At 61.5% G+C, this 21,226-nt stretch carries 18 protein-coding genes; 11 read left to right on the top strand and 7 right to left on the bottom strand.

Translation table 11 applies throughout. From position 1 onward, the window contains the following. Positions 1-111: 111 nt before the first annotated feature. Entirely contained in the window at positions 112-1,488 is a 1,377-nt protein-coding gene (gene ffh, locus N8H74_RS14090; RefSeq protein ID WP_217832353.1) for a signal recognition particle protein, read from the bottom strand. 210 nt (positions 1,489-1,698) lie between these two features. On the opposite strand from ffh, the gene ccsA reads away from it, so the two are divergent. From ccsA to N8H74_RS14070, 4 genes are all read left to right on the top strand, one after another. After that, a complete protein-coding gene (gene ccsA, locus N8H74_RS14085; protein ID WP_217832352.1) occupies positions 1,699-2,511 on the top strand; it encodes a cytochrome c biogenesis protein CcsA in 813 nt (270 codons plus the stop codon). A gap of 12 nt (positions 2,512-2,523) precedes the next feature. Then, positions 2,524-3,768 carry a transporter associated domain-containing protein gene (locus N8H74_RS14080; RefSeq protein WP_262148265.1) on the top strand — a complete coding sequence of 415 codons (1,245 nt, stop codon included), beginning with the start codon at positions 2,524-2,526 and terminating at the stop codon, positions 3,766-3,768. Positions 3,769-4,917: 1,149 nt separating this feature from the next. After that, positions 4,918-6,624: a group II intron reverse transcriptase/maturase gene (gene ltrA, locus N8H74_RS14075; protein WP_262148263.1), complete on the top strand. Its 1,707-nt coding sequence runs from the start codon at positions 4,918-4,920 to the stop codon at positions 6,622-6,624. Positions 6,625-6,884: 260 nt separating this feature from the next. After that, positions 6,885-8,198, top strand: a complete 1,314-nt coding sequence (locus N8H74_RS14070; protein WP_262148261.1) for an MFS transporter — start codon at positions 6,885-6,887, stop codon at positions 8,196-8,198. Positions 8,199-8,287: 89 nt separating this feature from the next. On the opposite strand, the gene purT is transcribed toward N8H74_RS14070, so the two are convergent. The 5 genes from purT to N8H74_RS14045 form a co-directional block, all read right to left on the bottom strand. Then, on the bottom strand, positions 8,288-9,469 hold the full coding sequence (gene purT, locus N8H74_RS14065) for a formate-dependent phosphoribosylglycinamide formyltransferase (protein ID WP_262148260.1): 1,182 nt from the start codon (positions 9,467-9,469) through the stop codon (positions 8,288-8,290). Positions 9,470-9,569: 100 nt separating this feature from the next. Continuing rightward, the gene (locus N8H74_RS14060; RefSeq protein ID WP_217832348.1) at positions 9,570-10,037 is read right to left on the bottom strand and encodes a preQ0 transporter; all 468 of its coding nucleotides are present in this window, start codon (positions 10,035-10,037) and stop codon (positions 9,570-9,572) included. A gap of 108 nt (positions 10,038-10,145) precedes the next feature. Next, positions 10,146-10,355: a DUF1289 domain-containing protein gene (locus N8H74_RS14055; RefSeq protein WP_217832347.1), complete on the bottom strand. Its 210-nt coding sequence runs from the start codon at positions 10,353-10,355 to the stop codon at positions 10,146-10,148. Then, positions 10,352-10,876: a gamma carbonic anhydrase family protein gene (locus tag N8H74_RS14050; RefSeq protein ID WP_262148258.1), complete on the bottom strand. Its 525-nt coding sequence runs from the start codon at positions 10,874-10,876 to the stop codon at positions 10,352-10,354. The genes N8H74_RS14055 and N8H74_RS14050 overlap by 4 nt, the downstream gene beginning before the upstream one ends. A 46-nt stretch (positions 10,877-10,922) precedes the next feature. Beyond that, complete coding sequence (locus N8H74_RS14045) at positions 10,923-11,522, bottom strand: CoA pyrophosphatase (protein WP_262148256.1); 600 nt, start codon at positions 11,520-11,522, stop codon at positions 10,923-10,925. Between the two features lie 146 nt (positions 11,523-11,668). Between N8H74_RS14045 and N8H74_RS14040 the strand changes: the two genes are divergently transcribed. From N8H74_RS14040 to nagE, 7 genes are all read left to right on the top strand, one after another. Beyond that, positions 11,669-12,220: an NUDIX hydrolase gene (locus tag N8H74_RS14040; protein ID WP_217832345.1), complete on the top strand. Its 552-nt coding sequence runs from the start codon at positions 11,669-11,671 to the stop codon at positions 12,218-12,220. Positions 12,221-12,268: 48 nt separating this feature from the next. Beyond that, entirely contained in the window at positions 12,269-12,775 is a 507-nt protein-coding gene (locus tag N8H74_RS14035; RefSeq protein ID WP_262148254.1) for a L,D-transpeptidase family protein, read from the top strand. A gap of 283 nt (positions 12,776-13,058) precedes the next feature. Then, positions 13,059-13,799 carry a GntR family transcriptional regulator gene (locus N8H74_RS14030; protein WP_262148527.1) on the top strand — a complete coding sequence of 247 codons (741 nt, stop codon included), beginning with the start codon at positions 13,059-13,061 and terminating at the stop codon, positions 13,797-13,799. A 28-nt stretch (positions 13,800-13,827) separates the two neighbouring features. Next, the gene (gene nagA / locus N8H74_RS14025; protein ID WP_217832342.1) at positions 13,828-14,934 is read left to right on the top strand and encodes an N-acetylglucosamine-6-phosphate deacetylase; all 1,107 of its coding nucleotides are present in this window, start codon (positions 13,828-13,830) and stop codon (positions 14,932-14,934) included. Beyond that, positions 14,915-15,937 carry an SIS domain-containing protein gene (locus N8H74_RS14020; protein ID WP_262148252.1) on the top strand — a complete coding sequence of 341 codons (1,023 nt, stop codon included), beginning with the start codon at positions 14,915-14,917 and terminating at the stop codon, positions 15,935-15,937. Before nagA ends, N8H74_RS14020 begins: the two co-directional genes overlap by 20 nt. Before the next feature lie 33 nt (positions 15,938-15,970). Continuing rightward, the gene (gene ptsP, locus N8H74_RS14015; RefSeq protein WP_262148250.1) at positions 15,971-18,484 is read left to right on the top strand and encodes a phosphoenolpyruvate--protein phosphotransferase; all 2,514 of its coding nucleotides are present in this window, start codon (positions 15,971-15,973) and stop codon (positions 18,482-18,484) included. Between the two features lie 23 nt (positions 18,485-18,507). Beyond that, positions 18,508-20,223, top strand: a complete 1,716-nt coding sequence (gene nagE, locus N8H74_RS14010) for an N-acetylglucosamine-specific PTS transporter subunit IIBC (RefSeq protein WP_262148248.1) — start codon at positions 18,508-18,510, stop codon at positions 20,221-20,223. Positions 20,224-20,912: 689 nt separating this feature from the next. On the opposite strand, the gene N8H74_RS14005 is transcribed toward nagE, so the two are convergent. Beyond that, positions 20,913-21,224 carry a YqfO family protein gene (locus tag N8H74_RS14005; protein ID WP_262148246.1) on the bottom strand — a complete coding sequence of 104 codons (312 nt, stop codon included), beginning with the start codon at positions 21,222-21,224 and terminating at the stop codon, positions 20,913-20,915. Positions 21,225-21,226 lie beyond the last annotated feature (2 nt).

Raw genomic sequence — 21,226 nt, 5'->3', positions numbered from 1 at the left:
TGCGATAGAGCCGTCGATGAAAACGGCCGGTCAGCTCCCGCCGGGTGCGGGTTTGCTGTGGATCCCGCATCCTTGCGGGGCCTGCGCCGGTACGACGACCGGCGAGTTCTTTTACATTTTCGGCATGCCGCCGCCGGGCAACATACCGCCCATGCCGCGCATCATTTTCGCCATTCCGCCCTTGGCGGAGAATTTCTTCATCATCTTCTGCATCTGCTTGTGCTGCTTGATCAAGCGACCGATGTCCTGCACCTGGGTGCCGGAACCCAGGGCAATACGGCGCTTGCGCGAACCGCTGATCAGCTCAGGGTCACGGCGCTCGGCCGGGGTCATGGAGTTGATGATGGCTTCCATCTGCTTGAACTGCTTTTCCGCCGCATTCTGGGCATTGCCCATCTGCGACAGGTTGACGCCACCGATGTTCGGCAGCTTGTCCATGAGCCCGCCGAGGCCGCCCATGTTCTTCATCTGTTGCAGCTGATCGCGGAAGTCTTCGAGATCGAAGCCTTTGCCCTTTTTCAGCTTCTTGGCCAGCTTGTCGGCCTTTTCCTTGTCGAGGGTCTGCTCGGCCTGCTCGATCAGGCTGAGCACGTCACCCATGCCGAGGATCCGCGACGCGATACGCTCAGGGTGGAACGGCTCGAGCGCTTCGGTCTTCTCGCCCATACCGATGAACTTGATCGGCTTGCCAGTGATTGCACGCACGGACAGCGCGGCACCGCCACGGGCGTCGCCGTCGACCTTGGTCAGGATCACACCGGTCAGCGGCAGCGCATCGCCGAAGGCCTTGGCCGTGTTGGCGGCGTCCTGGCCGGTCATGGCGTCGACCACGAACAGGGTTTCGACCGGGTTGATCGCGGCGTGCAGCGCCTTGATCTCGCCCATCATCTCTTCGTCGATGTGGAGACGGCCGGCGGTGTCGACGATGACCACGTCGATGAATTTCAGTTTTGCTTCTTTAATAGCCGCGTTGGCGATGTCGACCGGTTTCTGGCTCAGGTCGGACGGGAAGAACGTCACGCCGATGTCGCTGGCCAGGGTTTCCAGCTGCTTGATCGCCGCCGGACGGTAGATGTCCGCCGACACCACCATGACCGACTTCTTCTTGCGCTCTTTAAGGAAGCGCGCCAGTTTGCCGGCGGTGGTGGTTTTACCGGCACCCTGCAGACCGGCCATCAGTACGACGGCAGGTGGCACGGCACTCAGGTTCAAATCTTCGTTGGCCGCGCCCATCAGGCTTTCGAGCTGGGCCTGGACGATCTTCACGAACGCCTGGCCTGGCGTCAGGCTGCGCGACACCTCGGTGCCGACGGCGCGTTCCTTGACCGAACTGACGAAGTCCTTGACCACCGGCAGGGCGACGTCGGCTTCGAGCAACGCCATGCGCACTTCGCGCAGGGTGTCTTTGATGTTGTCCTCGGTCAGCTTCGCCTTGCCGGTGACATGGCGCAGCGTCTGCGAGAGACGGTCGGTTAAGTTTTCAAACATTGCGCGATCCTTTCAGGCCCTGTGTAGACCGGGATAATGGCGGCCCAGACCGGAATCAACATGTGCTCGGCGAGCCTGCGGCGTGGGCAGGTCGCGGATTATAGCGAAGACTGCGTCTGGCGGACACCTCGCCGTCAGGTCATGTGGTCTTTCGTGCCGTGACCGTTCTATGCCAAACTCAGCGCCTTTCGGGCTTGCCTAACAGGACTTATGCTCCCCTTGTCACCGAGTTTGCTGACCACCCTCGCCGCCGCCCTCCTATATGCCGCTGCGACCCTTTATCAGGGCACCCGCCTGGCCACCGGCGCCAAGGCCAACAAGCGCCTGCTGGTTACGCTTGGCGTCTTCGCCGTGCTGGCCCACAGCGCCAGCCTGCTGACCCATCTTCTGACCCCGATCGGCCTGGGCCTGGATTTTTTCAGTGCCTCGAGCCTGATCGCGGCGGCAGTCATCGCCCTGACCCTGCTGGCCTGTTCGCGCATCCCGGTGGAAAACCTGCTGGTGCTGCTGTTCCCGCTGGGAGCGATCACGGTGTTGCTGGCGCAGTTCGCGCCCACCGGCACGGTTCAGATCATCGATGAAGAGCCCGGCATCCTCGCCCACATCCTGCTGTCGATCCTCGCCTACGGCATGTTCACCATCGCAGTGTTCCAGGCCTTGCTGCTGCTGGTGCAGGATCACCAGCTCAAGCACAAGCATCCGTCCGGGCTGATCCGCAACTTCCCGCCGCTGCAAACCATGGAAAGCCTGCTGTTCGGTTTCCTCTGGGCCGGCTGGACCTTGTTGTCGCTGTCGCTGATTTCCGGCTGGCTGTTCGTCGAGAACCTGTTTGCCCAGCATCTGGTGCACAAGACCCTGCTGGCCTGTCTGGCCTGGGTGGTGTTCAGCGTGCTGTTGTGGGGTCGCAACCGCCTCGGCTGGCGCGGCCACAAAGCGATTCGCTGGACCCTCGCCGGTTTCTGCCTGCTGATGTTGGCGTACTTCGGCAGCAAACTGGTCCGTGAATACATCCTGCACATCTGACGGGCGGCATAAATGGACGGTTTGCCCATAGGGCCGATGCTCGCGGTATTTGTCCTGCTGATTTTGTGGTCGGGGCTGTTTACCGCCGTCGAAGTCGCGCAGCAGTACCTGCTGGCGCAACGCACCGCCTCGCGCGCCAGCGACAAACCGCTGGCGCAACTGAGCTTCCCCCTCGACAGCCTGATTCTCTGCAATACCCTGTGCCGCGCCCTGGCCGTGGTGCTTGCCACGCTGCTGGCGATTTTCCTGTGTGAAGAAAAGGGACCCTGGGTCGCCTGCCTCGGTGTCGGCGCGATCCTGCTGGTGTTCGCCGACTACTTCCCGCGCACCCTCGCCCAGCGTTATCCGGATGCGGTGCTGGCCTTCGGCAACACGTTGCTGGCGGTGCCGCTGAAAATCATCTATCCCGCCGCCTGGCTGCTCAGTGGCAGCAGCCGCCTGTTGCTGCGCCCGTTCGCGCGCAAGGTCCAGGTCGTGCAACAGAGCGAGGACGACCTGCCTGACGAGCACGATGACGACCTTGAGCACCCGGCCAGCCGCCTGCACCCGGTTTCGGGCATCCATGCGCTGGACAACATTACGGTCAACGACATCCTGGTGCCGCGCAGCGATGTCGACGGCGTCAATCTCGACGACCCGCTCGAAGAGATCGTCGAGCAACTGCGCCGCAACAAACGCACACGCCTGCCGGTGTTCCACAGCGACATCAACCAGGTTGAAGCAGTGCTCAACACCCGGCAGATCCGCCACTTGCTGGACACCGACAACCTGACCCGCGAAGCGCTGCTGGCCGCCAGTTACGAGCCGTACTTCGTGCCGGAAAGCACCCCGCTGCAATTGCAGTTGCTGAACTTCCACAAACAGCAACGCCGCCTGGGCATGGTGGTGGACGAATACGGCGAGGTGCTGGGGATCGTCACGCTGGAAGACATTCTCGAAGAGATCGTCGGCGAATTCGAAAGCGAGCACAGCCTCGACAATCCGCATATTCATCCGCAAGCCGACGGCCGCATGGTGATCGACGGCGCCGCCTCGATCCGCGAATTGAACAAATGCCTGGGCTGGCACCTGCCCAGCGACGGCCCGAAAACCCTCAATGGCCTGGTGACCGAAGCGCTGGAAACCATTCCGGAAAGCGCGGTATGCCTGAAGATCGGGCGTTATCGGCTGGAAATCCTCGAGACCGAGGAGAACCGGGTCAGCAAGGTGTTGATCTGGCATACCAGCGCTGCGCCCGTCCTGGCGCCTATCCGATAAAAAATCAAAAGATCGCAGCCCTTCGTCGGCGGCGATCTTTGCTCTTGTTCGATCGTTAGCCCCCTTTCTATAATCAAGCCGCTTGTGCGACACGCTGAGCGTGTCTTCCCACTTCGAGGTGTCTGGTCATCTTGAAGGGTTGTTTGATTACAACCAAAGCTGAGGCACCCAACCCTCAGAACCAAAATCCGGCCCAGAAGTCCATCGCCTTCAAGGACTTACCGTTGCGGCGGGGCATGCCCTTGGTCGATCAGCATTCATGAGTTCGACCCCAGAAAGGATCTTTTTCTTTCTCGAATGCACCTTAAATCTTCGGTTCTTACAGAACCACACCCAAGCGGGAGAGAATCCCCCGCAAGGGTCTTCTCCTGCTTTCGAAACAGGAGGAAACAATTCTCAGAGCATGCTGCCTATGCAGTTCCTGCTCACATCCATCCGAAGACGCGAGCGAAAGCTCTGTCTGTCATTGTCCATCTAGTTTGTTCTCAAGCTAGCAGCGGACTCGTTGTGCGACCAACGATAGCCTAGGAAAACATGCGTCATCGGCAACGGTGGGGTGTGAAGCTTTTCCAACAACGTAGCCCCTGAAAAGGTCTGCTATCTCCGCGAGGGATGCAGAGATGCTCGGAGCAGAACCGGGTTGAGGCGCCAGGCTGGTTGGCATGGGCAACATATGTGAACTGCTGATAAACATCGTAATGATTGACAAGCCAAAACTGCTGTCAGGCTTGAACCAAAAAGGTACGTGATCGGATGTCCCTCTAAGCTATGGGGACACGTCGCCACTTGATCACCGGTGAATAGGCAGGCCCTAAACCAATCGTGTGACAGGCAGGGAACGTGGTAAGCCCGTATCGCCGCCTTCGGGCAGGTGAACCGCAAGGTGATCTGTTGGCGGTGCGGGTATGGGATCGCAGAGAAAGCGAATGCCGGGCTGTAACGGCTCGGACAGGGGTTGAAACATCATCCCACGGGAAACCGGGCAGACTTCTGCGTGGTCCTTAAGCGCATGAACTCTGAGTGAACCTGTCTCAATGATCCAAGAGGCCAGTTGTAATGGTCTCCCATTAATCCAACCCTGACGGGAGCGTCCATTCCCGTCAGGGGATGCGTACGTCTTCAGCTCGGGGAATTTGAGAGGAAGGCTGCATGCTAGTACACAGCCCTAAAGCCGTGTCTGCGCCATCCGACGTTCCGCAACGTTGGCATGACATCGATTGGTGTCGCGTCCAGCGGAATGTTCGGGCGATACAGGTACGGATTGCGAAGGCTTGTCGGGAAGGCAACCAGCGGCGGGTGAAAACCCTGCAACGGATGCTGACCCGCTCTCGTTCGGCCAGATACTTGGCCGTTCGAAGAGTCACTGAAAACCAGGGCAAGCGCACGGCGGGAGTCGATCGCGTGCTCTGGGACACACCCGATGCCAAATGGAAAGCGGTAGATGGACTAAAGCGCCACGGATATAAACCACGGCCTCTACGGCGTGTTTTCATTCCGAAATCGAATGGGGAAGAACGCCCTCTGGGCATTCCAACCATGACTGACAGGGCCATGCAAGCGCTGTATTTGCTGGCTTTGGCACCCATCGCAGAAACCACAGGTGATCCGAACAGCTATGGCTTTAGGATTGAACGTTCGACGGCGGATGCGATGGGACAGCTGTTCATCTCTCTCTCCCAAAAAGGCTCTGCCCGCTGGGTATTGGAGGCGGACATCAAAGGCTGCTTTGATCACATCAATCATGATTGGCTGATCGCCAACATCCCTACGGACAAAGCGATCCTTCGGAAATGGTTGAAGGCTGGCGTAGTTCACAAAGGCCAGCTTCAAGCAACCAATGCTGGTACGCCACAGGGCGGAATTATTTCGCCTACCTTGGCAAATATGGTGCTGGACGGTCTGGAAGCACAGCTCAGGCAACATCTGGGCGTGACGAAAGCCAAAAAGCTGAAAATCAATGTGGTGCGTTACGCGGACGATTTTGTGATTACCGGAGAATCGAAAGAGATGCTGGAAAACCAAATCAAACCTTGGGTTGAGCGGTTCCTTGATGTGCGAGGACTGCAGCTGTCACCCGAGAAAACCCGTGTGGTTCACATTGACGAAGGCTTCGACTTTCTGGGATGGAATTTCCGCAAGTACACGGGAAAGCTCCTGATCAAGCCGAGCAAGAAAAACGTTCAAGCGTTCTATCGCAAGGTGAAGGAAGTCATCAGCAGCAATAAAACGGTTAGGCAAGAGGATCTTATCCGACGGTTGAACCCTATGTTGCGAGGCTGGGCGTTGTATCACCAGCCGGTAGTTGCCAAGCAAACGTACAGCCTCATGGACAGCTTGATATTCAGAGCGATCTGGCGATGGAGCAAAAGGCGACACCCAAACAAAAACGCCCTATGGGTTAGAAAGAAGTATTTTCAAACTCATGGGCAACGAAATTGGGTATTCGCAACAGAAGTGATGAACAGGAAAGGGGAGTTTACTTCCCTACGACTCTACTCAACGGCCGAAACAGTCATCGAGCGACACATAAAGGTGATCGGCAAGTACAACCCATACGATCCCTCAATGGAGGAGATTGGCGAAAAATTGCGTATGGCACGAATGCTCAAAAAGCTGAAGTATCAGAAACAAATCGTCAGTCTATTCAAGCAACAAAAAGGAAGGTGTGCGTCGTGCGGTAACGCGGTGACCAGAGAGACGGGATGGCATGACCATCACATCATTTACCGCTCCCAAGGCGGTGACGACACTCTAGGCAATCGAGTATTGTTACATCCAGTTTGTCACCAACAGCTCCATGCAAAGGGTTTGACAGTGACCAAACCGGCCTCCGATCGAGGCTTAATAAGGGCTTGAGCCGTATGCGTTGAAAGACGCAAGTACGGTTCTTAGGGGGCCCCAATCCAGTAATGGGTTGGGGCTACCCGACACCCAAGCCCCGCCGGGCCGCGTGCTTACCCCGCACCAGACAGGTTCCGGCCCGATCATCGACGTTTTCCGCACCACACCGACGACTGTTCCTACCTGAAACAGCGCTCGTGCCCTACCCCACATCCCTGGGTGCTCGACCATAATAATTCGCTCCACCGGAGCTCATGACTGTCAGGGATCACCGCATGACGACCCGTACCGCCTACAGCGACACCGCTGCCCCACCGACGAACTCCGCCACCCGCGTGGCCACGGCGAGCTTCATCGGCACCGCCATCGAGTTCTACGATTTCTATGTCTACGCCACGGCCGCCGCGCTGGTGATCGGGCCGGTGTTCTTTCCACAGACCTCCGGCACGGCGCAGATGCTGTCGGCGTTTCTGACCTTCGGCATCGCATTCCTCGCCCGGCCGCTGGGTTCGGCGCTGTTCGGCCACTTCGGCGACCGGATCGGGCGCAAGTCGACGCTGGTCGCCTCGCTGCTGCTGATGGGTGTCTGCACCACGCTGATCGGCGTACTGCCGGGTTACGCCAGCATCGGAGCCTGGGCGCCGATCCTGCTCTGCGTACTGCGCTTCGGCCAAGGCCTGGGGCTGGGCGGCGAATGGGGTGGTGCCGCACTGCTGGCGACGGAAAACGCGCCGAAAGGCAAACGAGCGTGGTTCGGCATGTTTCCGCAGCTCGGCCCTTCGATCGGCTTCCTCGCCGCCAACGGCCTGTTTCTGACCATGGCCATGACCCTCAGTGACGAACAGTTCCGCAGTTGGGGCTGGCGGATTCCGTTCCTGCTCAGCGCCGCGCTGGTGATGGTCGGCCTGTACGTGCGCCTCAAGCTCCACGAAACACCGATATTCGCCAACGCCATCGCCCGTCAGGAACGGGTGAAAGTGCCATTGGTCGAGCTGTTCAGCCAATACTGGGCACCGACGCTGCTGGGCGCTGCGGCGATGGTGGTGTGTTACGCGCTGTTCTATATCTCGACGGTGTTTTCCCTGAGCTACGGGGTGTCCACCCTCGGTTACAGCCGCGAAACGTTCCTTGGCCTGCTGTGCTTCGCGGTGCTGTTCATGGCCGCCGCGACGCCATTGTCCGCCTGGGCCAGCGACCGCTACGGGCGTAAACCGGTGCTGCTCATCGGCGGCGTGCTGGCGATTCTTTCCGGGTTTCTGATGGAGCCGTTGCTGACCCAAGGCTCGACCTGGGGCGTCGCCCTGTTCCTGTGCATCGAGCTGTTCCTGATGGGCGTGACCTTCGCACCGATGGGGGCGCTGCTGCCGGAGCTGTTTCCGACCCACGTGCGCTACACGGGCGCCTCGGCGGCGTACAACCTTGGCGGCATCGTCGGGGCCTCGGCGGCGCCGTTCTTCGCGCAGAAACTGGTGGCGATGGGTGGTTTGAGTTACGTCGGCGGGTATGTATCGGGGGCGGCGGTGCTGAGCTTGATCGCCGTGCTGTGCCTGAAGGAAACGCGTAATAACGATCTGAATCAGATTGCCTGACAGAAGAGCAAGCCCGCTCCCACACTGGATCTGAATACTCCGATGATCCTTTGTGGAAGCGGGCTCGCCCGCGAACGACGCGTCTGGGCTTACAGCTCTACAACAACCGCCTGAGACGCGCGGGTTGCTTTCGCACGGGCCGCTTCGATCGACTCATCGCGAGCCAGTGCCACGCCCATGCGGCGCTGACCATTGACCTCCGGCTTGCCGAACAGGCGCAGCGCGGTATCCGGCTCGCTCAGCGCGGCGCCGAGGTTGGCGAAGGCGGTCTGGGTCGACTGACCTTCTACCAGGATCACCGCCGAGGCCGATGGACCGAACTGACGAATCAGCGGCACCGGCAGGCCGAGAATGGCCCGGGCATGCAGGGCGAACTGCGACAGGTCCTGGGAAATCAGGGTCACCAGACCGGTGTCATGCGGGCGCGGCGACACTTCGCTGAACCACACCTGGTCACCCTTGATGAACAGCTCGACGCCGAACAGACCACGGCCACCCAAGGCTTCGGTCACGGCTTTGGCAACGCGCTCGGACTCTGCCAGTGCTACCGGGCTCATTGCCTGCGGCTGCCAGGACTCCTGATAGTCGCCCTTCTCCTGACGGTGGCCGACCGGCGCACAGAACGTGGTGCCGCCGATGTGACGCACGGTCAGCAGGGTGATTTCGTAGTCGAAATCGATGAAACCTTCGATGATCACCCGACCCTTGCCGGCGCGACCGCCCTCCTGGGCATATTCCCAGGCCTTCTGCACGTCGTCGGCACTGCGCAGCAGACTCTGGCCTTTGCCCGACGAGCTCATCACCGGTTTCACGACGCATGGGAAACCCAGGTCCTGAACGGCTTTGCTGTAGTCCTCGAAGGTGTCGGCGAAGTGGTACGGCGAGGTCGGCAGATCCAGCTCTTCGGCGGCCAGACGACGGATGCCTTCGCGGTTCATGGTCAGTTGCGCGGCGCGGGCGGTCGGGATCACGGTGAAGCCTTCGGCTTCCAGCTCGACCAGCGTGGCAGTGGCGATGGCTTCGATTTCCGGCACGATGAAGTGCGGTTTCTCGGCTTCGATCACCGCCCGCAGGGCAGCGCCGTCGAGCATGTTGATCACATGACTGCGGTGGGCAACCTGCATGGCCGGGGCATTGGCGTAACGGTCAACGGCGATCACTTCAACGCCCAGGCGTTGCAGCTCGATCACCACTTCCTTGCCCAACTCACCACAGCCACACAGCAATACGCGGGTCGCGGTCGGCGACAATGGAGTTCCGATACGGGTCATCTCAGGTCCTCAAAGAAGCGGATCATCGAGGGATGCAGTGCCTGGCACGCTTCCCATGGGGAGAAAGCGCGGCATTTTACATGAACCAGAGGGTTTGGCTTCAGCCGGCGACAGCCTGTTTGCGCTCACGCCAGGCCATGATCAGCCAGACAGCGGTAACACCGGCGAACTTCGAGGCCAGGGCCGTGATGATCACTGCTGGCGTCATCAGGTCGATCATGCCGAAGAAGATGAAGGTATCGAGGGGAATGCTCAGCGCCGAACTGATCCACAGACGATCGCGCAACGGACGCTTGGTGACGCTGAACACCAGCCAGTCGATGCACTCGGACACCGCGAACGCCGTGGCGCTGGCCAGTGCGATGGACGGATCGGACGTCACGTAGGACAGCACCAGCGCCGCCAGCATCGCCACGATCGCGCCATGACCGAAACGGGTTTGCACCATGTCGCGCAACACGAACACCAGCCCGCCCCAGGCCGACCAGATGACGTCCAGGTGCGGCGCGGTGGAGAACGCGAAGTTGATGAGAACAACGCTGCTGATGTAGGCGATGAGGAAAATCATGGGGGCGACCTGTGGAATTGGCGCACAGGTTACTGGAGCGCAAGATCAAGAGCCACCCCGGTCAGTCCTGTCGTCCCGGGGAGAGGGAGAAGGCATTCGCGATGCCAATCACGACTTCGACGGCAGCATCCAGATCAACCCGCTCGCCTTCGCCCGCTCATGGCACAACCCCAGCACCACCCGCCGCTCGTCATTGGTCATGCGACTCCAGCGGGTAATCTCCTCGACCGTGCGCTGGCAGCCGGTACAAATGTCGTCATTGTCCAGCGCACAAATACTCACGCAGGGCGATGCCACCGGTCTTTCAGGCGTGTTCATTCGTCTTGCTCGACCAGATCGCGAGCGTAACGCTGCGAGTTATGCACATAGTGCGCGGCGCTGGCTTCAAGCATTTTCTTCTGTTGCTCGGTCAGTTCCCGCACCACCTTGCCCGGTGATCCCATCACCAGCGAACCGTCAGGAATTTCCTTGCCCTCGCCGATCAGCGAGTTGGCGCCGATGATGCAGTTCTTGCCGATCTTCGCGCCGTTGAGGATGACCGCATTGATGCCAATCAGGCTGTAGTCGCCGACCGTGCAGCCGTGGAGCATGGCGTTGTGGCCGATGGTCACGCCGGTGCCGATGGTCAACGGGTAGCCCATGTCGGTGTGCATCACCGTGCCGTCCTGCACGTTGCTGTTCTTGCCGATCAGGATCAGTTCGTTATCACCGCGCAGCACGGCGTTGAACCAGACGTTGGCGCCCTCTTCCAGCTTGACCTTGCCCACCAGCACGGCGTTGGGGGCGACCCAACTCTGTGGGTGAGTCTCGACGCGGGCGTCGCCCAGGCGATATTTCATCTTGTTTTCCTCAGGGCTCACGATGGCGGCCATTCGAGCGATGGCTTCAGGTATTGATAAAACTTTTCGGGGGATGGTGCAGGCTGATTTTCGCGTCATAGATCAGGTTGATCAACTCGACGATCATGATCGCCGTCAGCCCCCAGATCTTGTATTCGCCGAACCGATAGCTCGGCACGTACCAACTGCGGCCCTGGTAGTCGATGCGATGGGTGTGCTCGCGCGGGTCCTTGCGGAAGAACTCCAGTGGAACGCTGAACACGGCAGCAATCTCCGCGTCGTTGGCCTGATACTCGACAAAGTCCGGGATCACGCCGACATAGGGTGTGACCTTGATGCCATGCAGCGAGATCAACGGGCTGAGCGGGCCGATCACCTCGACCAGGCCCGGTGGCAGGCCGATTTCCTCTTCGGCTTCACGCAGGGCGGTGAATACCAGATCTGGATCCTCCGGGTCGCGGCGCCCGCCCGGGAAGGCGACTTCGCCACCATGGGTCGAGAGGCCGCTGGCGCGCAAGGTGAGGACAAGTTCCGGTTCGTCACTGCGAGTAATCGGCACCAGGACGGCGGCCTCGGGAAAACGCTTGTCGGTCTCCAGCGTGCGCGGCGTGTGATTGCTTACCCGGTGCAGTAGCTCGTCCAGCATAAATATTCTCGATCTGTGCCTTGCCCTGCATCATGCACCAATCAAAGCGACCGCCCAACCCCCGGACGGCGCCATGTCGCGAAACGACAACTTGCCGAGTGCCACCGCTGCACGCCAAGATAGGCGCAGCATTCAGGAACCCCAGCATGAAATTTTGCAGCCAGTGCGGCAACCCGGTGACCCAGCGCATTCCCGAAGGCGATTCGCGGCTGCGATTTGTCTGTGACAGCTGTCAGACCATTCACTACCAGAACCCCAACATCGTCGCCGGTTGTGTGCCGACCTGGGGCACCAAGGTGTTGCTGTGCCGCCGTGCCATCGAGCCGCGCCTCGGCTACTGGACGCTGCCGGCCGGTTTCATGGAAAACGGCGAGACCATCGAACAGGCCGCGATTCGCGAAACCGCCGAGGAAGCCTGCGCCCGGGTACGCAACCTGAGCATCTACACGCTGATCGACGTGCCGCACATCAGTCAGGTGCATGTGTTCTTCCGTGCGGAACTGGCGGACCTGGACTTCGCCGCCGGCCCCGAAAGCCTCGAAGTGCAGCTGTTCGATGAAGCCGACATCCCGTGGGACGAGCTGGCTTTCCGCACGGTGGGCCGTACCTTAGAATGCTTCTTCGCTGACCGGCGCGCCGAAGTCTATCCCGTTCGCTCGGAGTCGATTCCGCCGCTCGCTCAGCCTGCCATCACCTGAAAACATCTATAAATAAAATATCTGCGTCACTCCTGGGGAATCGTTTCAATGCGCTGGTTGCTTGCCCTGTTTTGCCTGTCGTTCGTTGCGGTGTCCCAGGCTTCGGCTGTGGGAACCCTGGACGGCAAAGTCATCGAGAAAGTCCTGGTTCTCAAATCCGCCCACCAGTTGCAGTTGATCAACGACGGCAAGCCGCTCAAGACCTATCGCATCTCCCTGGGCCGGGGCGCGAAGAAAGGCCCGAAGCTGATAGAGGGCGATAAAAAGACCCCTGAAGGCTTCTATTGGCTGGACTGGCGCAAGACCAGCGACAAATTCAATCTGTCGATGCACATCTCCTACCCGAACATCAGCGATTCGGCCCGCGCCCGGCGTGAAGGCGTCGAGCCTGGCGGGATGATCATGATCCACGGCACACCGGACTCCGAAGAGAACCCGGAAAACCTGTTCCACACCCTGGACTGGACCGACGGCTGCATCGCCATGCGTAACGTCGACATGCGCGAAGTGTGGAACCTGGTGCCGGACGGCACGATGATCGAAATCCGCCCGTAACCCCTCCCCCGTGGCGACCATTGGTCGCCCGCCAAAAATAATTCAAAAAAATCGCAACCTGCGACGGCGCCTGCGCGGTGATACCACTCTCACCGGCAGGCATTGTCGCAGGCGGCGATTTTTTGCTTTCAGCGTTCCACCGCTAATACCACTTGCGACCACCCCCTCTAAATCGCCCGGTTTTCAAGGGCTACAGGCAATTTCGACTCGTTGACATGGTATGCAAGTGGTATTAGGTTTCGCCGCACAACCGAGCGACAACAATCCTATATCAGCGCCGGAAATGACCTACATGAACGACCTCCACGCCCTACGTCCCGACGACTCCCAGCCGACGCCGCTGTACCTGCAACTGGCGCGTAACCTGGAAGCGGCGATTCATGCCGGCCAGTGGAAAGCCGAACAGGCGATGCCCTCGGAGCGCAACCTCAGCGAACTGCTGGGCATCTCCCGGGTCACCGCGCGCAAAGCCCTGGAAGTGTTGCTCGACCAGGGGCTGATCCGTCGTTTGCAAGGTTCCGGCACATTCATCACTCCGCGCCTGGAACAACCGCTGTCACGCCTTTCCGGGTTCAGCGAAATGCTCCGCCTCAAGGGGTTTGTGCCCAGTTCACAATGGCTGGAGCGGGAAATCACCCTGCCGACCCACGAAGAACTGATCCGCCTCAGCCTGTCGCCGAACGACAAGGTGGCGCGCCTCAAGCGCCTGCGCAAAGCCGATGACACGGTGATGGCGATCGAAATGAGCACCCTGCCCGCCTCGATCATGCCCAAGCCGCAAGCGGTGGGCGATTCGCTGTACGAATTCCTCGACGGCCTGGGCAAGCCCATCGTCCGCGCCTTGCAGCACATTCAGGCGATCAACGCCTCCGACGAGTTCGCCGCGCTGGTCGGCATCGCCCCCGGCACGGCGATGCTGCTGATGACCCGGGTCGGCTACCTCGAAGACAACACCCCGATCGAAGTCACCGACACCTATTGCCGCAACGATTACTACGACTTTGTTGCAGAGCTGCGCCGCTGAAACAGCGCGGCCAAAAGCGAGAGCCAAAATGTCCGAAGACAACATCCTCACTGCCAACGGCTGGGTACGCGGCCGGCTGATCCACGAACACGGCAAGGTCGTGTCCATCGAGGGCGTACCCTGCGATCCGGCCGACAACGACCTGCCTTATCTGCTGCCGGGTTTCATCGACCTGCACGTCCACGGCGGTGGCGGCAAAGACATCATGGAAGGCGCCAGCGCCTTCGATACCATCACCCGGACCCATGTGCGTTTCGGCACCACCTCGCTGCTGGCCACCACGATGACCGCGCCAAGTGCCGAAATCGCCAGCGTCCTGAAACAGGTCGGCGAATTCTGCGAACAGCGTAAGAAAGGTGCCGCCCGGATACTCGGCGTGCATCTCGAAGGGCCGTACATCAACCCCGGCAAACTCGGCGCGCAACCGAACTTCGCCCACACCGCGTTAATGGCCGAAGTCGAGGAATACCTGACGCTGGCGCCGATCCGGGTGATCACCATCGCCCCGGAAATCGCCGGTCATGACGCCTTGATCCGCGCCCTCAGCGCCCGTGGCATCCGTATGCAGATCGGTCACACCCTCGGCAGTTACGAGGAAGGCGTGGCCGCGCTGGAAGCCGGCGCCAGCAGTTTCACCCACCTGTACAACGCCATGAGCCCGCTGCATCACCGCGAGCCGGGGATCGTCGGCGCGGCGCTGGCCCATGCGAAATTCGCCGAGCTGATTCCGGACTTGCTGCACGTCCACCCCGGCGCGATCCGCGTGGCCCTGCGCTCGATCCCGTGCCTGTACTGCGTCACCGATTCGACCGCCGCAGCCGGCATGCCCGACGGCGAATACAAGCTCGGCAGCCACACCGTGACCAAATGCCTGGGCGGCGTGCGCCTGCCGGACGGCACGCTGGCCGGCAGCACCCTGACCATGGATCAGGCCCTGCGCAATCTGGTGAAGATCGGCCTGCCGATCGCCGAAGCCTCGCAGCGCCTGTCGCAATTTCCCGCCGACTACCTCGGCATCACTGAACGCGGGCGCCTGCAACCCGGTGCCTGGGCCGACTGCGTGCGGCTGGATCGCGCACTCACACTGACCGCCGTCATGGTCGAAGGAGAAGACATTGACTTCAAAAATGCTTGAAGAGGCGCTGTCCTCGTTCGAGGCCGTGCAAGCCCAACTGCAACAGCTCGAAGCGCCGATGATCGAGATCGCCGGGCGCCTGCGCCGTCAGCCGCCGCAAGTGGTGATGACCGTCGCCCGTGGCAGCTCCGATCACGCCGCGAGCTATTTCGCCTACCTGACCATGCAGCAACTGGGGATTCCGGTGGCGTCGCTGCCGATGTCAGTGGTGACCATGCAACAGGCGCCGTTGAAGGTCAGCGGTCAGGTGGCTTTCGCCTTTTCCCAGTCGGGGCAGAGCCCGGACCTGGTCAACAGTCTGCGCCTGCTGCGCAAACGCGGCGCCCTGAGCATTGCCATGGTCAACGCCGAAGCCTCGCCACTGGAAGCCGCGTGTGAGTTCAGCGTGCCGCTGCTCGCCGGGACCGAAAGCAGCGTCGCCGCGACCAAGAGTTTTATCGCCACCCTCAGTGCCAGCGCCCGTTTGATCGGCCACTGGAAGGACGATCCGGAACTGCTGCAGGCTCACGATGCCCTGCCCGAAGGTCTGCGCGAAGCCGCGCAACAGGACTGGAGTCCGGCCATCGATGCGCTGCGCGATTGCCAGCGGCTGATGGTGATCGGCCGTGGCGCCGGTTTCGCCATCGCCCAGGAAGCGGCGCTGAAATTCAAGGAAACCTCGGCGATCCAGGCCGAAGCCTTCAGCAGCGCCGAAGTCCGCCACGGCCCGATGGCCCTGATCGATGAAAACTATCCGCTGCTGGTGTTCGCCCCGCGCGGTGCCGAGCAGGCCGGTCTGCTCAGCCTGGCCGCCGACATGCGCCAGCGCGGCGCCCGGGTGTGGCTGGCCGCGCCGGACGACGTACTCGAACGCGATCTGACGTTGACCCGCGCCCAGCATCCGGCCCTCGACCCGATTCTGGCGATCCAGAGTTTCTATGTGATGGCGGCCGGTCTTGCAGTGGCCCGAGGCATGGACCCGGATCAGCCACGGCACCTGAGCAAAGTCACCCGAACCCATTGATTGCGCCCAACCGATTCCCGATGAGACCGAGCCATGCACAACAACAATAAAGAGCTGACCCTAAGCGCCCCGCTCAGCGGCCCGGTGCTGACCCTCGCCAAAGTCCCGGACGCGGTGTTCGCCAGCGGCGCGATGGGCGACGGGATCGCCATCGATCCGTTGAACGACACCCTGTATTCGCCGTGTGCCGGGGTGGTGATCCATGTCGCCCGCACCGGCCATGCGCTGACCGTGCGCGCCGACAACGGTGCGGAGATCCTCCTGCACCTGGGGCTGGATACGGTCGAGTTGCAGGGTGAAGGTTTCTCGATGCTGGTCAAGGAAGGTGTGCGGGTCAGCGCCGGCCAACCGTTGTTGCGCTATGACCTGGACAAGGTCGGCCGCCAGTGCAAAAGCCTCGTCAGTCTGTTGATCCTGACCAACAGCTCGGACTTCCAGGCTCGCCCCATCACGCTGAAAAACGTCAAGGTCGGCGAACCGTTGCTGCACATCGTCGCCCGGCAAAACACGGCGGTGAATGCCAATGAGCAGACCGGCCCCGAGGTTCACGGCCATGTGCGTGTCGCCCATCGCGGCGGTCTGCATGCGCGTCCGGCGGCGCTGATCCGCCAGACCGCACAAGGATTCAAGAGCCAGTCGCAGTTGCACTTCGCCGGCAAGACCGCGCCGTGCAACAGCCTGATCGGCCTGATGGGGCTGGCGGTGGGCGAGCAGGATGAGGTGCAGGTCAGCTGTCAGGGCGTGGATGCGCAAGCAGCGTTGCAAGCATTGCTCGCGGCCTTGTCCACCGCCCTGCCGGAAGATCATCATGTCGCCGCGCCCGTTGTGATTGCGCCGCGCAACCGCCCCGCCGAGGCAGGCGTGCTGCACGGAGTCTGCGCAGCACCCGGGTTGGTCGGCGGGCCGCTGTTTCGTTTGAATGCGATCAGCCTGCCAGCCGACTCCGGCGACCATGACCCCGCCCGACAACAGCAAGCCCTCGACACGGCACTCGATCAAGTGCGCCGCGAAATCGACGGCACCCTCGCCCAGGCCCGCAAGCAGCGCAACAACGACGAAGAAGCGATCTTCGCCGCGCACCTGGCCTTGCTGGAAGATCCGGCCCTGCTCGACGCCGCGCAGCAATCGATCGCCCGAGGCTGCGCCGCGACCCATGCCTGGAGCCAGTCCATCGACGTGCAATGCGAGGTGCTGCAACACACCGGCAGCGCCTTGCTGGCCGAGCGCGCCAACGATCTGCGCGATCTCCGGCAACGGGTGCTGCGCGCCCTGCTCGGCGAGGCCTGGCAGTACGAAGTGCCGACCGGCGCCATCGTCGCCGCCCATGAACTGACACCCTCGGACCTGCTGCAACTGAGCGCTCAAGGGGTCGCCGGGTTGTGCATGGCCGAAGGGGGCGCGACCTCTCACGTAGCGATTCTGGCGCGGGGCAAAGGCCTGCCATGCCTGGTCGCAGTGGGCTCGACGCTGCTCGATCAGGCGCAAGGCCTGGCAGTGGTGCTCGACGCCGATGGCGGGCGCCTCGAACTGAAGCCCGCTGCCGAACGCTTGGCCGACGTGCGCCAGATTCAACTCGAACGCCAGCAACGCCGCGAAGCGCAGCAAGCCCAGGCTCATCTGCCAGCGCACACCCGCGATGGCGTGTCGATTGAAGTGGCCGCCAATGTCGCCTCCAGCCCCGAAGCGGCGGACGCCCTTGCCAACGGCGCCGACGGCGTCGGCCTGCTGCGCACCGAATTCCTCTTCGTCGACCGCCAGACCGCGCCCGACGAGGCAGAACAGCGCAGTGCCTATCAAGCCGTACTCGATGCCATGGGCGACAAATCGGTGATCATCCGCACCATCGACGTCGGTGGCGACAAACAACTCGATTACCTGCCCCTGCCGGCCGAAGCCAACCCGGTGCTCGGCTTGCGCGGCATTCGCCTGGCCCAGGCCCGTCCGGAAATCCTCGACCAGCAACTGCGCGCGCTGCTGCAAACCCAACCGCTGCACCGTTGCCGGATCCTGTTGCCGATGGTCACGGAAGTCGATGAGTTGCTGCACATCCGCCAACGGGTCGATGCCCTGTGCATCGAACTGGGCATCGCGCAGCGCCCGGAAGTCGGCGTGATGATCGAAGTCCCGGCCGCCGCCCTGCTGGCCGAACAACTGGCCGAACACGCCGACTTCCTGTCGATCGGCACCAACGATCTGTCGCAATACACCCTGGCCATGGACCGCGACCACGCCGGCCTCGCCGCGCGGGTCGACGCGTTGCATCCGGCGCTGCTGCGGTTGATCGCCCAGACCTGCGCAGGCGCGGCGGTGCACAAACGCTGGGTCGGCGTCTGCGGCGCCCTGGCCTCGGACCCGTTGGCAACGCCGGTGCTGATCGGCCTGGGTGTCAGCGAACTGTCGGTGAGCCCGGTGCAGATCGGTGAAATCAAGGATCGCGTACGCCAGCTCGACCAGGCCGAATGCCAGCGCCAGAGCCGCGAACTGCTCAAGCTCGGCAGCGCCTCGGCGGTGCGCCACGCCTGCCATCAACACTGGCCCCTGCGCTAATAACAACAAGAAGGAGAACCGCCATGTACCAACTCTTCATCGAAGGCCTGCAACGCCTGGGCCGCGCACTGATGCTGCCGATCGCGATCCTGCCGATCGCCGGCCTGCTGCTGCGCCTGGGCGACACCGATCTTTTGAACATTGCGATCATTCACGATGCCGGCCAGGTGATCTTCGCCAACCTGGCGATGATCTTCGCCATCGGCATCGCGGTCGGCTTCGCCCGGGACAACAACGGCACGGCAGGCCTGGCCGGAGTGATCGGCTATCTGGTGATGATCTCGACCCTCAAGGTGCTCGACGCCAGCATCAACATGGGCATGCTCGCCGGGATTGTCAGCGGCCTGATGGCCGGCGCGCTGTACAACCGTTTCAAGGACATCAAACTGCCGGAATACCTGGCGTTCTTCGGCGGCCGGCGCTTCGTGCCGATCGTCACCGGATTCGCCGCCGTCAGCCTGGGCGTGGTGTTCGGCTACATCTGGCCGCCGATCCAGCACGCCATCAACAGCTTCGGCAGCCTGATGATGGAAAGCGGCAGCTTCGGTGCGTTCGTCTTCGGCGTGTTCAACCGCCTGCTGATCGTCACCGGCCTGCACCACATCCTCAACAACATGGCGTGGTTCGTGTTCGGCAACTTCACCGACCCGACCACGGGTGCGCTGGTCACCGGCGACCTGTCGCGCTACTTCGCCGGCGATCCGAAGGGCGGCCAGTTCATGACCGGCATGTTCCCGATGATGATCTTCGGCCTGCCCGCCGCTTGCCTGGCGATGTACCGCAACGCCCTGCCGGAACGGCGCAAGGTGATGGGCGGGATCTTCCTGTCGATGGCCCTGACCTCGTTCCTGACCGGCGTCACCGAACCCATCGAATTCGCCTTCATGTTCCTCGCCCCGCTGCTGTACCTGGTGCATGCGCTGCTGACCGGCCTGTCGATGGCAATCACCAACGCATTGAACATTCACCTGGGCTTCACCTTCTCCGGCGGCTTTATCGACATGGTGCTGGGTTGGGGACGTTCCACCAACGGCTGGCTGGTGGTGCCGGTAGGCCTGGCGTATGCCGTGATCTACTACGCGGTGTTCGATTTCTGCATCCGCCGCTTCAACCTGAAAACCCCGGGACGCGAAGACATCGCCACCGCCGACAAAGCGGTCCTGACCGAAAACGAACGCGCCGGGGCTTACATCAAGGCACTCGGCGGCGCGGAAAATCTGGTCACCGTCGGCGCATGCACCACGCGACTGCGACTGGAAATGGTCGATCGCAACAAAGCCTCCGATGCGGACTTGAAAGCGTTGGGCGCAATGGCCGTGGTACGTCCGGGCAAGGGCGGCAGTCTGCAGGTGGTGGTCGGGCCGATGGCCGACAGCATTGCCGACGAAATCCGCCTGGCGATGCCCGCATTGGGCCGAGTCGCAGCGACTGCTCCTGTCACGATCATCGAAACCAGCCAGCCCGTCGCAGTCTCCACACCCCAGGCCCAGCAATGGCTGACCGCCCTGGGCGGCAGCGACAACGTGCTGCAACTCGACTGCATCGCCATGAGCCGGATTCGCCTGCAACTGGCCGATGGCAAGGTGCTCTCGGAAAGCCGATTGAAAGAGCTTGGATGTTTGGGTGTCAGCGCGCTGGAAGATGGCGTGTGGCATCTGTTGGTGGGAGAACGGGCGCAGAGTTTGAGTGCGGCGCTGGAGGGGTTGGTTAATCGGAGTGAGGTGAGTGCCAAGGTTTAGGGCGACCTCTGAATCGATGGGTGGGGGTGATTTGACGAATCTTGGTGCGGACTCAGAATCTCCCCTCACCCTAACCCTCTCCCGGAGGGAGAGGGGACTGACCGAGTTGTTTGGGGGAGGTACGCCGACGTGAAAAACCGAGGTGAACTCGGGGTATGAAATGCATGCAACTCGAATCGTGCTTCCTCTGCTTCCTCTGCTTCCTTTGCTTCCTCCCCTTCTTCTGCTCCTTGCTCCTGCTCCTGCTCCTGCTCCTGCTTCAGCTTCTGCTTCTGCTTTCGCTCCCCACCACTCAACACGATGAGCGTTAGCTCGAGTAAAGCTTTTGACGTGCTGGCCCCATCGGAAGGCTGAGTGGAGGGATTTATCCGGGGGTGGGAGCGCAGCGACCGTGCGGCGAAGCCGCATGCATCGAGAGGAGGTGCAGCGAAGCAAACCGTAGGCGATGCCCCCGGATGAATTCCGGAACGAAGGAACACCGAGCCACAGCGAGGTGCCGTACGCCGTGGCCTAGCCTTTTGGGTTACCTTTTTGGCGTTTGAAAAAGGTGACTCGCCGTAAGGGCGAAACCGCCATCAGCAACACCCGCAGCAACGGATATTCACTCAATCCCAACCCCAAACCCCAGAAACCAAAAAACCCGCTGAAATCACTCTCAGCGGGTTTCCCGTTTCAGCAGCCAAGGAAGATCAAAAATCCTCCAACCGCCACACCTCATAAGCCGGCGTCTCGTAAGGATGGCTGGCCTTCAGAGCCGCCACCACTTCACGGATCAACTCATCGCAGACAACAAGCTCGACCTTCCATTCCTCGACCCACTCAACCTGCCCCGCCTGACCAATGAACGGCTGACTGCCGTCCAACGGTCGAAACTGGCCCAGACCCAGCACCTGCCACGCGCAGTGGTCATAGTCTCCGATCCGCCCGCCACCGGCAGCGAACACGGCGCTTTTGACCACCTCGACATGGCTATCGGGAACAAAAAACGCGAGCTTGTACACAG

The organism is Pseudomonas sp. B2M1-30, assembly GCF_025447575.1.
In the GTDB taxonomy this organism is placed as follows: Bacteria; Pseudomonadota; Gammaproteobacteria; order Pseudomonadales; family Pseudomonadaceae; genus Aquipseudomonas; species Aquipseudomonas botevensis.
This window is presented reverse-complemented; position numbering and strand designations above follow the sequence as displayed.